The following is a 13,620-nucleotide window of genomic DNA, read 5'->3' as shown; positions in this document are numbered from 1 at the left end:
TTGCTTCCCTACTTCTGGACCGTTTGTTCAGGATGATATTGGTCTGACGGGTTGGCCACGACGCAGGCGATCTCGACACGCAGGCTCGAGTTCTCGGTGGAGTCGATGAACCTGCCGACTCGGCCGATGGCACCCCAGGTTGCGGGGTCGACCCGGTTGCGGGCGACTCCGGTCGTGGTGATCACGATCGGGATGGTGATGGTGTGTTCCGGCGTGGGGACGGTCGGCAGTGCCATCGGCCCGAGGGTGAGCTGCAGGGTCGGAGTCGAGGCTGGCTTGTCGCTGACCAGCAGCCAGACCGCGGCGAGCAGGCCGTCCCGCTGCTGTGGGTTGAGCAGGCCGGCGAGGCTTCCCGGATCGGTCAGCGTGACCGATTTGCCGAGCTGTTCTGACTCGGTGATGGCGTGGTACAGCCAGGTTTCGCGTCGGCCCTCGATGAGGTGCAGCCGCAGTTCGGTGGCGAGGGAGGCCGCGATCGACGCTGTCTTCGGCTTCAGCGGCAGGGTGGTGCGTCCGGTGGCCACCGAGTCCAGCAGGTCTTCCGCGGCCAGGTCCAGGCGCGCGAGTTCTTCCGAGGCAAGCATTCCCACCGCGAAGCGCGGCGCCGAGATGGTGCTTTGTACGAGCACCCGGTCCAATTCCAGCTGCACCATTCTGCGGAACCGGTGCACGATGTAGACGCCGGCCAGTGGCGGCAGCACCGCCAACGCCACCATGACGATCTGCGCGGGCAACGTCTGCGTCGTGAGCGGCGTCGTCATGATGATCGACGCGATCAGCGCGGCGGCGGCCAGCCCGGTGCACACGAAGATCTCCAGCGCCCGGCGCAGCGTCACCGCCAGCAGCAGCCCGAAGCCGACCGAGGCCGATGCCGTGGCGTAGGCGCCGACATTGTGCAGTGGCCAGATCGCGACGAGATCGAGGGTAATCACCAGGCCTAGCAGCACCACGAAGGTGGCGAACAGCCAGTTCGGCATCCGCGCGCCCGCGATGGTGATCATCAGCACCACACCGAGTAGACAGACCACATAGATCAGCCAGCCCAGGGCGATGGGAAGCACGTTCGGGTAGACATCGAAGTGCAGGAAGAAGAGCGTGACGCCGCAGGCCGCCTGAATGCCGGCGAGCACCCCGGCGCCCACCCCCAGGTATCCGGTGCCCAGGCTCGCCCCGTGCGCGTTGGCCTGCCGGATCGCGAGCGCGGCGACGGATGCCTCGGGCACACCGCGGCGTTGACGCCTGCCGACGATGATGCCGAGGGTGTTTTCCTCCGGCCTCGAATAGCTGGTCACTTGGGCACCTCAAGCACCACCGTAGTGCCAGCCCCGGCCGATGAGAACAATCTGGCGCGCCCGCCGACCTCGTTGAGCCGGCCCATCACCGACTCCTTCAACCCCATTCTGGCCGCGTCGACATCGCTGAGGTTGAAGCCGACGCCGGCGTCGGTGACCATGGCCCGCACCGTCGTCTCGTCGTCGGTGATCGTCACGTGCGCGTCGGTGACCCCGGAGTGCCTGCGCACGTTTTCCAGGCATTCCGCCAGGGCGAGCAGGAAGGCGTCGAGAACCTCACTGGGCAGCAGCACCTGCCCGGTGCCGTGCCAGCTGACCTCCAGTCCCATCCGACCGAACCGCTGCTTCACCGACTCCAGCGTGGTGCCGAGAGCGATCTCCTCACCCGTCTCCAGCGTGTAACTGCCGGAGGACTGGGGCTTCGGGGTCGCGCCGAGCCTCAATTGCCGCAGCAGCCGGGCGTCGTCCTTGGCCTGCTGCTGCATCGCGGAGGTTGCCACCCCGACTCCGGAGTGTGCGAGCAGGGTGAGCGTGGCCAGCACCGTGTCGTGCAGCAGCCGTGCGGACTGGCGCCGCTGCGCCTCGGTCTCGCTGGCTTGCCGTTCGGCCCGGTGGGCGCGGCCGATGCTGAAGATACGGCGGGCTGCGCGGGGCACGCTCGAGCTGAGCCAGTAGCCCAGCACGGTGCACAGCAGCCACGCGAAGACGACGGCGATGGCCTCGGCGGACACCGAGTTTGCATCCGCCGTGGCCAGTTCGGTCAGCGCCGCCGCCGTGACGACGCTTACGGAGAGGATGGCGATTCGCAGTGGCCCGTTGGTGAGCACGACGGCGAAGGCGGCGAGCGCCAGGCCGGCAACGGGCACGAGGGCCGTGCCCACGGCATCCGTGGGACGCTCGGCCAACGGCAGCTGCGCGACGACGAGAACCCCCACCCCGGCGACGAGGCCGAGCAGCACCCATACCAGGGACCGGCTCCGCCCGACCTGGAACTGGCTGAACGCCATCACCACGAGGAGTGGCAGGACCGTGACCAGCACGTCCACGCCGAGCACTCCTGGGATGCTGAGACTGGCCACAGCGATCGCCGTCCCACCCAGGCCAAGGGCACGTGCCGTGCGCTGGAGGAGGCGATCGCGTGCCTTTGCGATTGGTTCCACGCTAGCAATCGTCACATAAAGTGACCATAAATGGGGGTCCGACACCACCGTGAATCCGAATCGGCCGAAGCGCGGGGGTCGCCATCACTCGTCTTCCAACCATCCTTCGCGCACCGCGTGGCAGCGCAGCAAAAATCTGGTGCCCACGTCGATTCCGGCCCTGCGGTATTTGCTGCGCGCCCGCTTCACATACGACTTCACGGTCTCGGCCGTCGTGTCCATCCGCTGCGCGACCGCCGCGATCGGCAGTCCGGATGCGTACAGCACGATCGCCCGACGCTCCCGTTCACCCAATTGCGGCCCCGGGCGTTCCGAGTCCGAGGGCGGCACGGCACCCCCGTGGCGGCGGCCGTCGGCTGCGGCGTGGATCGCCGCGACCAGCTCCAGCGAACTGGAATTCTTCGACACGAAGCCGAGCGCGCCGGAGAGCATCGCACGGTGCACCGATCCAGGGTCGGAGTGGCGGCTCATGATCACCACTTGGCTGCCCGCCGCCGTGAGCGCGTGCACCTTCGCATCGATGGGAATTCCGTCACCGAGTCTGAGGTCGAGCACGGTGACGTCGGCGGGAAACTCCGCTCCGCCCATCAGCGACGCCCAACTCGACTCGGTCTGCACCACTCGGATGCCGAAGCGCTGGTCGGACAGGCCAGCCGCGAGCGAGTCCACTACCAACTGCAGATCGTCGACGATCGCCACGCGGATGTCCCGGTTCGCCGTTCGCGCCGGGGCCGTCATGGTCTAGCTGTCCAACAACCGGGCAAGATGCGGACCGACCAGTTCACTCTCGATGAGAAACCCATCATGCCCATACTCCGAGTGAATCACGGTCGCATCCCCGCCGTCTATCGTCGTGGGGAGATGATCGGCGATGAAAAGCTGATCCGGCACGGGGAACAGCCGGTCGCTGTCGATTCCGAGAACCAGGCTGCGCGCGGTGACCCGCCCGAGTGCCTCGGCCGCACCGCCCCGGCCGTGGCCGATGTCGTGGGAGCTCATCGCCTGCACCAGGCAGATGTAACTGTTCGCGTCGAAGCGTCTGCTGAACTTGTTGCCGTGGAAGTCCAGGTAGCTTTCCACCGCGAACTTGCCCGTGCCGCCGATCGGGCTGATGCCGCTTTGCCAACTCCGCCGGAAGCGCTCGTTCAGCTCAACGGGGGAGCGGTAGTTCAGCAGCGCCATCCGTCTGGCCAGCGCCAGCCCGCGGTGCGGGCCGCTGCCGTCGGCCGCCTCGTAATAGTCGCCGCCGGAAAAGCCGGGATCCATGTGGATGGCCTCGAGTTGCACCGAGTTCAGCGCGATCTGGTCGGCGCTTCCGGTGGCCGGTGCGGCCAGCACCCCGGCGCGCTCCACCCGGTGCGGATGGCCCACGGCCCATTCCAGTGCGTGCATGCCGCCCATGGAACCGCCGATCACGGCGGCCCAGCGGTCGATGCCGAGCACGTCGGACAGGGTCACTTGGGCGGCAACCTGGTCGCGGATGGTCAGGTAGGGGAATCGGGAGCCCCACTCGCGGCCGTCGGGGGCGAGGGAGGCCGGTCCGGTGCTGCCCTGACAGCCGCCGAGCAGGTTCGGCGCAACGACATACCAGCGGTCGGTGTCGATGTATTTTCCAGGGCCGACGATGCCCGACCACCAGCCGGCGGTCGGATGGCCGCGGGCCGGGCCACCGGCAACGTGGCTGTCGCCGGTGAGCGCGTGCAGCACGAGCACCGCATTGCTTGCGCTGTCGTCCAGTTCGCCCCAGGTCTCGTACGCCATCCGCACCGCGGGCAGGTAGCCGCCGGTTTCGGTGTGGAATTCGCCCAGGGCGGCGAATCGGCGGTGCCCGACCGGGTCACCCTCACGCCATGCGCCGCTGGCCGGCGGCTTTCCCAACACCGACCGCGCGTTGGCTTCGGTGATGAAGCCGGAGGGGACGGAGTCTTCGGAAGTTTGCCAATCCATGGTCTAGTCAGTATCGCGACAAAGACTGGGCGCCGGGCGTTTATGACACGGGTGCGCCGCCGTTCGTTGCGCTACGCCGAGGTCGCCGCCGATGACACCGCCCGCGCCGCCGCGAGCCCCGCCGCGAGGTCTGCCTTGATGTCGTCGATGTTCTCCAACCCGACCGACAGCCGCACCAGCCCCGGGGTCACACCGGCGGACAGCCGCTGCTCCGGGCTCAGCTGCGAGTGCGTCGTGGACGCGGGGTGGATGATCAGGCTGCGCACGTCGCCGATGTTCGCCAGGTGGCTGAACAGCTTCACGTTGTCCACCAGCGCGCGGCCGGCATCCACACCGCCCTTGAGGTCGAAGGAGAGCACGGCGCCGACGCCGCCGGGCGTGTACTTGTTGGCCAACTGGAACCACGGGCTGGACGGAAGGCCGGCGTAGTACACCGTGTCGACATCGTCCAAGCCGTCGAGCCACTCGGCGATCGCCTGCGTGTTGGACACGTGCCGCTCCATCCGCAGGCTCAGCGTCTCGATGCCCTGGATGAGCTGCCAGGCGCTCACCGGCGAGATCGCGGTGCCCAGGTCGCGCAACAGCTGCACGCGGGCCTTGATGATGTAGGCCAGTCCGTCGCCGACCGCGGCCGTGTAGCTGGCGCCGTGGTAGGACTCGTCCGGCTCGGTGAGACCGGGGAACTTCTCCACGTTCTTCGACCATTCGAAGGTGCCGCCGTCGACGATGATGCCGGCGATCACGGTACCGTGCCCGCCGAGGAACTTCGTGGCGGCATGCACCACAATGTCGGCGCCATGCTCGAACGGCCGCAGCAGGTACGGGGTGGCGATGGTGTTGTCGGCGATCAGCGGCACACCGTTCTCGTGCGCGATGTCGGCGACGGCGCGGATGTCGAGCACGTTGATCCTGGGGTTACCGATCGTCTCGGCGAAGAACAGCTTGGTGTTCGGGCGCACCGCGCGGCGCCATTCGCCCTCGTCATCCTGGTTCTCCACGAACGTGGTCTGGATGCCGAGCTTCGCCAGGGTGTACTTGAACAGGTTGTACGTGCCGCCGTAGATCGACGAGGAGGAGACGATGTGATCGCCTGCTCCTGCGATGTTGAGCACCGCGAGAGTCGTCGCCGACATCCCGGAGGCCAGCAGCAACGCGCCGGTGCCGCCTTCGAGGGCGGCGAGCCGCTCCTCGACGACCGCCTGGGTGGGGTTCTGGATGCGGGTGTAGATGTTGCCGAACTCGGCCAGGGAGAACAGCTTCTCGGCGTGCTCTGCGCTGTTGAACACGTAAGAGGTGGTCTGGTAGATCGGTGTGGCGCGGGCGTTCGTGGTGGGATCCGGATGCGCTCCGGAGTGAATCTGCTTCGTCTCGAACTTCCAGTTGGCAGACAGGTCGGGCGTTGCGGTGTCGCTCATGGGGGTCTCCTCGATTCGCGGGCTTCACAGAAGCATAAGAACCGCATGCCATGCGGTCAAAGGCGGCAGGACATACTGGGTAACGTGATCGGCCGTGACGAAAGGGATGCTGTGGCTGCGAGACGAGTAGTGGTGACCGGCGCGAGTTCGGGGATCGGCGATGCGACGGTGCGGTTGTTCCGCCGCCACGGCTGGGACGTCGTCGGCGTCGCCCGCCGCGAGGAGCGCCTGCGGGCGCTCGCCGCGGACACCGGAGCCGACGTCTTCGTCGCCGACCTTACCGATCAGACCCAGGTGGATGCCCTCCGCGACCATGTGGCAGGGCTCGGACCGGTACACGCGCTGGTGAACGTCGCAGGCGGCGCGTTCGGCACCGCGTCGGTGGAGGAGAGCGACCCGGCGGACTGGCAGCGCATGTTCGACCTCAACGTGATCGCCACCAAGCGGATGGTCACCGCGATGCTGCCGCTGCTGCGCGCCGCCGTGTCGGCGGAAACGGTGGGTTCCGGCGACGTCCCGCACGCGGACATCCTGACGGTCACCTCCACAGCCGGCCACGTCGGTTACGAGGGTGGGGGCGGCTACAACGCGGCCAAATTCGCCGAGCACGCCCTGGTGGAGGTGCTGCGGCTCGAACTCGCCGGCGAGCCGATCCGGGTGCTTGAGGTGGCCCCCGGCTTGGTGAAGACCGATGAGTTCTCCGTGGTGCGTTACGGCGGTGACCGCGAGAAGGCGGAGGCCGTGTACGCCGGGGTGGAGCATCCGCTGAGCGCCGCCGATGTCGCGCAGACGATCGTGGCGACCCTGGAACTGCCCGGGCACGTGAACCTCGACCTCGTCACGATGCGGCCGGTCGCCCAAGCGGCCGCGCACAAGCTGGTCCGGCAACCGCTGCGGCCCCGCACGTGACCCCTCATCCGCTGCACGAGTTGGTCGACCCTGGCTGGGCGCAGGCGCTCGCACCGGTTGCCCCGCGGATCTCGGGACTCGGCGACTTCCTGCGCGCCGAAACGGCGGCGGGTCGTGGTTACCTACCCGCCGGGCGGAATGTGCTGCGCGCGTTCACCTACCCGATGGCGGATGTCCGGGTGCTCATCGTCGGCCAAGACCCGTATCCGACACCGGGGCATCCCATCGGTCTGGCCTTCGCGGTCGAGCGGGCGCTGCGTCCGGTTCCGCGCAGCCTGGCCAACATCTACCGGGAACTGCATGACGATTTGGGGTTGCCGGTGCCGCAGCACGGCGACCTGAGCAACTGGGCCGCACAGGGCGTCATGCTGCTCAACCGAGTGCTCACCGTACAGCCGGGCTCGGCCGGCGCCCATCGCGGCAAGGGCTGGGAGGCGGTGACCGAACTGGCGATCCGGGCGCTGGTAGCGCGCGGTGCGCCGCTGGTCGCGATCCTGTGGGGGCGGGATGCCGCTTCCCTGCGCCCACTACTGGGCGCGACCCCGGTCATCCAGTCCGCCCATCCGAGTCCGTTGTCCGCATCCCGCGGATTCTTCGGTTCGAAACCGTTCAGCCGCGCGAACGAATTGTTGGCCGAGCAGGGCGCGCCTCCGGTGGACTGGTCGTTGAGTTCTGATTGACTGACCGCATGCCCCATGGTGTGCCGATCGTCGTCGACGGGCTCTCGAAGTCGTTCGGAGCCGTCGCCGCGGTCGACTCGCTGAGTTTCCGGGTGGAGCCGGGACAGGTCACCGGGTTCCTCGGACCCAACGGCGCCGGCAAGACCACGACGCTGCGCATCCTGCTCGGACTGGTCACGCCGACGTCCGGCACCGCCACCATCGGCGGCGCCGCCTACCGAGATCTCGAGCAGCCGCTCGCCACCGTCGGAGCAGCGCTGGAAGCCGCCAGCTTCCATCCCGGGCGATCGGCTCGCGACCACCTGGCCATCTACGCGCTCGCCGCGGGCATCGACCCGGCCAGGGTGGCCACCGTCTTGACCCAGGTCGGCCTGGCCGACTACGCCGGACGGAGGGTCGGCGGCTACTCCCTGGGGATGCGTCAGCGTCTGGGACTGGCCCTGGCCCTGCTTGGCGATCCCGGCGTTCTCGTGCTCGACGAGCCGGTCAACGGGCTGGACCCGGAGGGCATTCGCTGGATCCGGTCCTTCCTGAGGCAGCTGGCGAGCGAGGGACGCACGGTTCTCGTCTCGTCTCACTTGCTCAGCGAGGTACAGCAGAGTGTGGACACGGTGGTGATCATCTCGCGCGGCAGCCTCGTCTATCAGGGCGGACTGCTCGAACTGGATGGCGGATCGCGCGTGCTCGTGGATGCTCCCGACCGTGCGGCGCTCAGCGCGGCGCTGCGCGCCGAGGGGCTCGACGTGCAGCGCGGTCACGGCGGCCTCGTCGTGGCAGGACGCACCGCTGCCCAGGTGGGCGCGATCGCCCAGCACGCCGGCGTCCCGCTCAGCCTGCTCAGTGTCGAGCAGGGCGCTCTGGAGAACGCGTTTCTCGAACTCGTGTCAGAGCCGGGGACGGCATGAGCTTCGTCACGGCGCTGCGCGCCGAGGTGCGCAAACTCAGCACCACGCGTTTGTGGTGGGTATTGCTTCTGGTTCTGGTGGGCTACGTCGCGTTCGTGTCCGGCGTGCTGGGCGCCGTCTTCGGAGGTCTGGGTGAGAAACTCGCGGCGGCCGGCGGCAACGTGCCGAAAATCCCGGAGTCCAGCCTGCACCTGGTCGTGTACAGCATCGCGTCCTCGATCGGCTATGTCTTTCCCGTGCTGCTCGGCGCGCTGGCGACGACCGCCGAGTTCCGGTACCAGACGCTGACCCCCACGTTCCTGGCAACTCCGCGGCGCGGCATCGTGCTCGGCGCCAAACTCGTCGTGCTCGGCGTGTTCGGCGCGGGGTACGGCATCGCGGCGCTCGTCGCCTCGGTCGGCCTCGGTGGTGGCATCCTTGCCGCGATGGGCAAGAACGCCGACTTCAGTTCGGAAGACACCTGGCTGCTCATCTCCCGCGTCATCCTGGCCATGGCGCTGTGGGCCGTGATCGGCGTGGGCCTTGGCGTGCTGGTGCCCAGCCAGGTTGCCGCGATCGTCATCGTGCTGGCATTCACCCAGTTCATTGAACCGATCCTGCGCCTGGTCTCCTCGTTCTGGGACTGGACCTCGGGGATCGGGCAGTTCCTGCCGGGTGCAGCCAGCGACGCCCTGGTCGGGTCGAGCATCTTCACCGTGATGGGAACCGGTTCGGGTCCGGTCGCCGTGCTCGACTGGTGGCAGGGTGGACTGGTGCTGCTCGGCTTCGCCATCCTCGCCGCGGCCATCGGATACCTCACCAGCTGGCGTCAGGACGTCACCTAGCGCCGCGCTACAGTCGATGCATGCCAGAAGCACCCCGGCTGCGGCCCGCGCAGCACACCGTGCTGGCTACCCTCCACGGGCACGTCATGGCCAGGCCGGCCGCGGTGTTCGAGGCACTCGCTGAGCAACTGCAACCGGCGGCCGCCGACGCCCACTTCACCGCCGATCCGGTAGCCAGCCTCATCATCGTGCAGGGCGACTGGTGGTACCGCGCCGAATTGCGGGTGGTGCCCGACGATACCGGATCGAGGGTGGAGGAGACGATCGTCAATGTCGCCCAGCGCGCCCATTGGGCCGCTCGGATCGCCGGCAGGCGCACGCTGGCCGACGCGGATGCGGCGTTCGAGAAACTGCTTCTGCGCCTGCGGCAGCAGCTGGAGTGACGCCGGCGATGCTGCGGCCCTAGGCTCGGAGCATGTTCGAACTGCATCATTTGAGCGCCCAGGAACAGTGGGAGTGGCTGCAGCGCGGGGAGATCACCGCGCTCGAACTGAGCGAACACTATCTGGGCCGGATCCAGCGGCTGGACCCTGGGCTGGGCGGGTTCGTCACGGTGACGGCGGAGGCGGCGCGCGAGCGCGCCCGCGGCCTGTCCGCGGTACCGAAGACGGCGCCGCTGTGGGGTCTGCCGTTCGCCGACAAGGATCTGGTTCAGCGCGCCGGCGTGCCGGCCAAGTTCGGATCCCGGCTGATGGCCGACTTCGTGCCCGACGAGTCCGACGACATCGTGCGGGTACTGGACGACGCCGGCGGCATCAGCCTCGGCAAAACGAACACCCCGGAATTCGGGCTTCCCGCCTACACCGAGTCGCTCGTGGCACCACCGGCACGGAACCCCTATGACACCGCTTTAGGTGCCGGCGGCTCCAGCGGTGGTGCCGCGGTGGCCGTCGCCGCCGGGCTGTTGCCGTTCGCGCCCGGTTCGGACGGCGGCGGCTCGGTACGCATTCCGGCGGCGGCCTGCGGCCTCGTCGGCCTGAAGCCGTCCCGCGGGCTGATCCCGTGCGGCTCCGGCGTGGACAAGCTGGCCGGACTTTCGGTGCCCGGGCCTCTGGCCCGATCGGTGACCGACGCCGCGATGCTTCTGGACGCGCTGGTCGCCTCCGGCAGTTACCCCTTCACGCTGCGCGCCCCGCGCTGGGACGGCGGAGCGTTCATGAACGCCGCCGTCCGCGGCGAGGGACGGTTCCAACTCGCGGTGATGACGACGTCGCCATGGGACGACACCTACGACATCCGGATCGCGCCGGAGGCATCCGCTGCCCTCACGCTCGCGGTGACCGAACTGGATGCCCTCGGCCACGGTATCGAGCAACTCGCCTTGGAACCCGACGATCGTTACGCGCCCGCCTTCCGCACGGTGTGGCAGGCGGGTGCCGCCGGGATACCGGCGGAGGGTGAGCAACTGGCGCTTCTCGAACCGTTGACCCGGTGGCTGGTGGGGAAGGGGCGTGAACTGACGGCTCGACAGCTGGCGCAGGCCCTGGCGACCCTGTCGGAGTACGAGCGGTCGGTGATTCGCCAGTTCGCGCAGGTGGACGCGGTGCTCACGCCCGCTCTGGCGCTGACGCCCCGGCCGGTCGGCTGGTACGACGCGGAGGACGGCGAACGCAACTTCGCCCAGCAGGTGCAATACACGCCGTTCACGTCGTTCGTGAACGTCAGCGGCTTGCCCGCGATCACACTGCCGGTGCACGTGAGCGACGCCGGGCTGCCGATGGGCGTGCAGCTGATCGGCCGGCCGGGTGGCGAAGCGACACTGCTGTCCCTGGGCGCCCAGCTCGAGCGGCGATTTCGCTGGCAGCGCCGGCATCCGCCGCAATGGTGAACCACCCGCCGCACCGGATCGCCATGGTTGCCATGCACAGTTCGCCGGCGCAGCCCGCCGGGACCGGCGATTCTGGCGGGATGACCACCGTGCTCCTGGCCTTGTCGCAGGAATTGGCGAGGAAGGGGATCGCCGTCGACCTGATCAGCCGGGCCTCCGGCAGCGCATCGGTGACGACGCTCGGGCCCTCGATCACGCTGCGGGAGCTGCCGGCCGGGCCGGCCGAAGTGTGGCCCAAGAACCGGCTCCCGGAGGTGATGGACGACTTCGGTGAGGCCCTCGGAGTCCTCGCCCGACGCGAGGCGTACGACCTGATCCATGCGCACTACTGGCTGAGCGGCGTCGCCGCCCTGCCCGTGGCCCTGGAGCTCGGGCTGCCGCTTGTGCAGAGCTTCCACACGCTCGCCGCAATGAAGGAATCCACGGCAGCCGGCGGCCAGCCCCTCGAGCCGGAACGCCGCCTGGTCTCCGAACGCTACCTGGCCACACAAGCAGACGCCATCATCGCCGGCTCGGCCGCCGAGGCGGCCACCCTCGTCGGCGCCGTGGGGGCTCCAGCGGAACGCACCTGGGTGATCCCGCCCGGGGTGGATGTCGATCTGTTCCGACCGGATCGGATCAGCGCGGATGCCGCCGTGCGGCGCGAACTGCACATTGCCGACGGTCCGCCCATCCTGGCGGTCGTCGGGCGGCTGCAGACGCTGAAGAACCAGGAGCTGGCGGTGCGCGCCCTGGCCGAACTGGACCGGCTCGGCGGTACTCCGGGGGTTCTGGTGATCGCCGGCGAACCCACACCGGGCGACGACGGCTATCTGCGGATGCTGCACGGGCTGGCGGTCGAACTCGGCGTTGAGGATCGAGTGCGGTTCGTCGGCGCGCTGCGGCGCAACGCCCTTGCGGACCTCTTCGCGGTCGCATCGGTGACCCTGGTTCCGTCGCGTTCTGAGACGTTCGGCCTGGTGGCCCTGGAGTCGGCAGCCAGTGGAACACCGGTGGTGGGATTCCGCGGCACCGGACTGGTCGAATCCGTCGCCGACGGCAGGTCAGGGCTGCTGACGGACTCCTGGGACCCGCATCAGTGGGCGCGGGCCATCGCCGAACTTCTCGAGGATGCGCAGCGCGAGCGGTACTCGAAGTCCGCACGGTTGCACGCGCTCGGCTTCACCTGGCCGGCATCCGCGGCGGCGCTGATTGCCGTCTACTCGAGCCTGCTGGCCTGATCCGTCTCGATCACCCGGGGTCGTCCGTACTGCTCCAGCAGCCGCAGCCAGATCTCGCTCATGGTGGGGTAGGCGGGTACCGCGTGCCAGAGCCGGTCGATCGGCACCTCACCGACGATCGCCACGGTCGCCGCGTGGATCAGTTCCGAAACATCCTGCCCCACGAACGTCACGCCGAGGATGACGTGCCTGGCCTCATCCACGACCATCCGCGCCTTGCCGCGGTAATGGTCGGCCTGCAGCGACGCCCCAGCCACATCGCCCAGTTCGTAGTCGACCACCCGGATGTCGTAGCCGGCGTCCTCGGCCGCCTGTGCGGTGAGCCCGGCCGAGGCGACTTCGGGGTCGCTGAAGATCACCTGCGGTACCGCTTGGTGATCGGCGGTCGCTACGTGGGCGCCCCAGGCGGCATCCTGGGTGACCGAACCGGACGCCACGGCGGCGATGCGGTCGCCGGCCGCTCTGGCCTGATACTTGCCCTGATGGGTGAGCAGCACACGGTGGTTCACGTCACCCGTGGCGTAGAGCCAGTCCAGCCCGTTCACCCGCAGCGTGTCGTCGACGGTCAACCAGTCTCCGCCGTTCAGACCCAGGCTGCCCAGGCCCAGGTCGCCGGTGCGCGGCACGCGGCCGGTCGCGACCAGCAACTCCTGGGCCCGCAGCGTGCTGCCGTCGTCCAGCTCGAGGACGACGCCCCGGTCGTCCCGGTGGACCGCCCTGGCCGAGACGTCGCGGCGCACCTCGGCACCCAACTCCTGCAACGATGCCGTGACCGCCTCGCCGGCAAACGGTTCGCTGTGGGACAGGAGGCCGTTCCGGGACAGCACAGTGACGTGGGTGCCGAAGCCGGCGTAGGCGGTGGCCATTTCGACGGCGACCACTCCGCCGCCGATGATCGCGAGGCTTTCCGGCACCTCCTGGGCGCTCGTGGCGTCGCGGCTGGTCCACGGCCGCGCCTCTTTCAGGCCGGGAATGTCCGGCAGCAGCGGGGCCGATCCGGTGCTGATCACCACGGCGTGCCGGGCGGTGAGCGAGGTGACGGAGCCGTCCGGGGCGGTCACCTGCACCGCCTTGGGGCCGGTGATCTGCGCGTGGCCGCGAATGAGCTCAATGCCGGCGCCCTGGAGCCATTCCACCTGACTGGAGTCGTTCCAGTGGTGGGTGAAACTGTTACGCCTGGCCAGGACCGCCGGCACATTCAAGGCTCCGGTCACCGCTTCCCTGGCACCACGGACGTTCTGCGCCGCGCGCAGGGCGATGCCGCTGCGCAGCAGCGCCTTCGACGGCATACACGCCCAGTACGAGCAGGTGCCGCCCACCAATTCCGCTTCCACAATCACGGTACGCAATCCGCCCTGCGCGGTGCGGTCTGCGACGTTCTCGCCGACCGCTCCTGCCCCGATGACGATGACGTCGTATTCGCTCATGGGTCGAGAGTAC

The 13,620-nt window shown here is 68.8% G+C and carries 13 protein-coding genes; 7 read left to right on the top strand and 6 right to left on the bottom strand.

Going from position 1 to position 13,620, the window contains the following annotated elements:
• Nucleotides 1–8: 8 nt before the first annotated feature.
• The 5 genes from ABFX56_RS12475 to ABFX56_RS12455 form a co-directional block, all read right to left on the bottom strand.
• Nucleotides 9–1,292: a hypothetical protein gene (locus ABFX56_RS12475; RefSeq protein ID WP_346233664.1), complete on the bottom strand. Its 1,284-nt coding sequence runs from the start codon at nucleotides 1,290–1,292 to the stop codon at nucleotides 9–11.
• A complete protein-coding gene (locus ABFX56_RS12470; protein WP_346233663.1) occupies nucleotides 1,289–2,452 on the bottom strand; it encodes a sensor histidine kinase in 1,164 nt (387 codons plus the stop codon). The genes ABFX56_RS12475 and ABFX56_RS12470 overlap by 4 nt, the downstream gene beginning before the upstream one ends.
• 84 nt (nucleotides 2,453–2,536) lie before the next feature.
• The gene (locus ABFX56_RS12465; protein WP_346233662.1) at nucleotides 2,537–3,190 is read right to left on the bottom strand and encodes a response regulator transcription factor; all 654 of its coding nucleotides are present in this window, start codon (nucleotides 3,188–3,190) and stop codon (nucleotides 2,537–2,539) included.
• 3 nt (nucleotides 3,191–3,193) lie between these two features.
• Nucleotides 3,194–4,399 (bottom strand): homoserine O-acetyltransferase MetX, encoded by a 1,206-nt coding sequence (metX, locus tag ABFX56_RS12460; protein WP_346233661.1) that lies wholly within the window; start codon nucleotides 4,397–4,399, stop codon nucleotides 3,194–3,196.
• A gap of 71 nt (nucleotides 4,400–4,470) precedes the next feature.
• Entirely contained in the window at nucleotides 4,471–5,814 is a 1,344-nt protein-coding gene (locus ABFX56_RS12455) for a bifunctional o-acetylhomoserine/o-acetylserine sulfhydrylase (protein ID WP_346233660.1), read from the bottom strand.
• 129 nt (nucleotides 5,815–5,943) lie between these two features.
• Here ABFX56_RS12455 and ABFX56_RS12450 point away from each other — a divergent pair, with 129 nt between their 5' ends.
• The 7 genes from ABFX56_RS12450 to ABFX56_RS12420 all read left to right on the top strand — a co-directional run bounded on the left by ABFX56_RS12450 (nucleotide 5,944) and on the right by ABFX56_RS12420 (nucleotide 12,180).
• Entirely contained in the window at nucleotides 5,944–6,723 is a 780-nt protein-coding gene (locus ABFX56_RS12450) for an SDR family oxidoreductase (protein WP_346233793.1), read from the top strand.
• Nucleotides 6,720–7,403 (top strand): uracil-DNA glycosylase, encoded by a 684-nt coding sequence (locus ABFX56_RS12445; protein ID WP_346233659.1) that lies wholly within the window; start codon nucleotides 6,720–6,722, stop codon nucleotides 7,401–7,403. The genes ABFX56_RS12450 and ABFX56_RS12445 overlap by 4 nt, the downstream gene beginning before the upstream one ends.
• Before the next feature lie 8 nt (nucleotides 7,404–7,411).
• A complete protein-coding gene (locus ABFX56_RS12440; RefSeq protein WP_346233658.1) occupies nucleotides 7,412–8,308 on the top strand; it encodes an ABC transporter ATP-binding protein in 897 nt (298 codons plus the stop codon).
• Nucleotides 8,305–9,132 (top strand): ABC transporter permease, encoded by an 828-nt coding sequence (locus ABFX56_RS12435; protein WP_346233657.1) that lies wholly within the window; start codon nucleotides 8,305–8,307, stop codon nucleotides 9,130–9,132. Before ABFX56_RS12440 ends, ABFX56_RS12435 begins: the two co-directional genes overlap by 4 nt.
• A 20-nt stretch (nucleotides 9,133–9,152) precedes the next feature.
• Nucleotides 9,153–9,515, top strand: a complete 363-nt coding sequence (locus ABFX56_RS12430; protein ID WP_346233656.1) for a hypothetical protein — start codon at nucleotides 9,153–9,155, stop codon at nucleotides 9,513–9,515.
• Between the two features lie 32 nt (nucleotides 9,516–9,547).
• Nucleotides 9,548–10,960, top strand: coding sequence for an amidase (locus tag ABFX56_RS12425; RefSeq protein WP_346233655.1), 1,413 nt, complete (start codon nucleotides 9,548–9,550; stop codon nucleotides 10,958–10,960).
• 80 nt (nucleotides 10,961–11,040) lie between these two features.
• Entirely contained in the window at nucleotides 11,041–12,180 is a 1,140-nt protein-coding gene (locus tag ABFX56_RS12420; protein WP_346233654.1) for a glycosyltransferase, read from the top strand.
• Here ABFX56_RS12420 and ABFX56_RS12415 read toward each other — a convergent pair.
• The gene (locus tag ABFX56_RS12415) at nucleotides 12,159–13,607 is read right to left on the bottom strand and encodes a dihydrolipoyl dehydrogenase family protein (protein WP_346233653.1); all 1,449 of its coding nucleotides are present in this window, start codon (nucleotides 13,605–13,607) and stop codon (nucleotides 12,159–12,161) included. The genes ABFX56_RS12420 and ABFX56_RS12415 overlap by 22 nt on opposite strands.
• Nucleotides 13,608–13,620 lie beyond the last annotated feature (13 nt).

It is taken from the genome of Parafrigoribacterium mesophilum, assembly GCF_039652555.1.
GTDB classification, from domain to species: domain Bacteria; phylum Actinomycetota; class Actinomycetes; order Actinomycetales; family Microbacteriaceae; genus Parafrigoribacterium; species Parafrigoribacterium mesophilum.
This window is presented reverse-complemented; position numbering and strand designations above follow the sequence as displayed.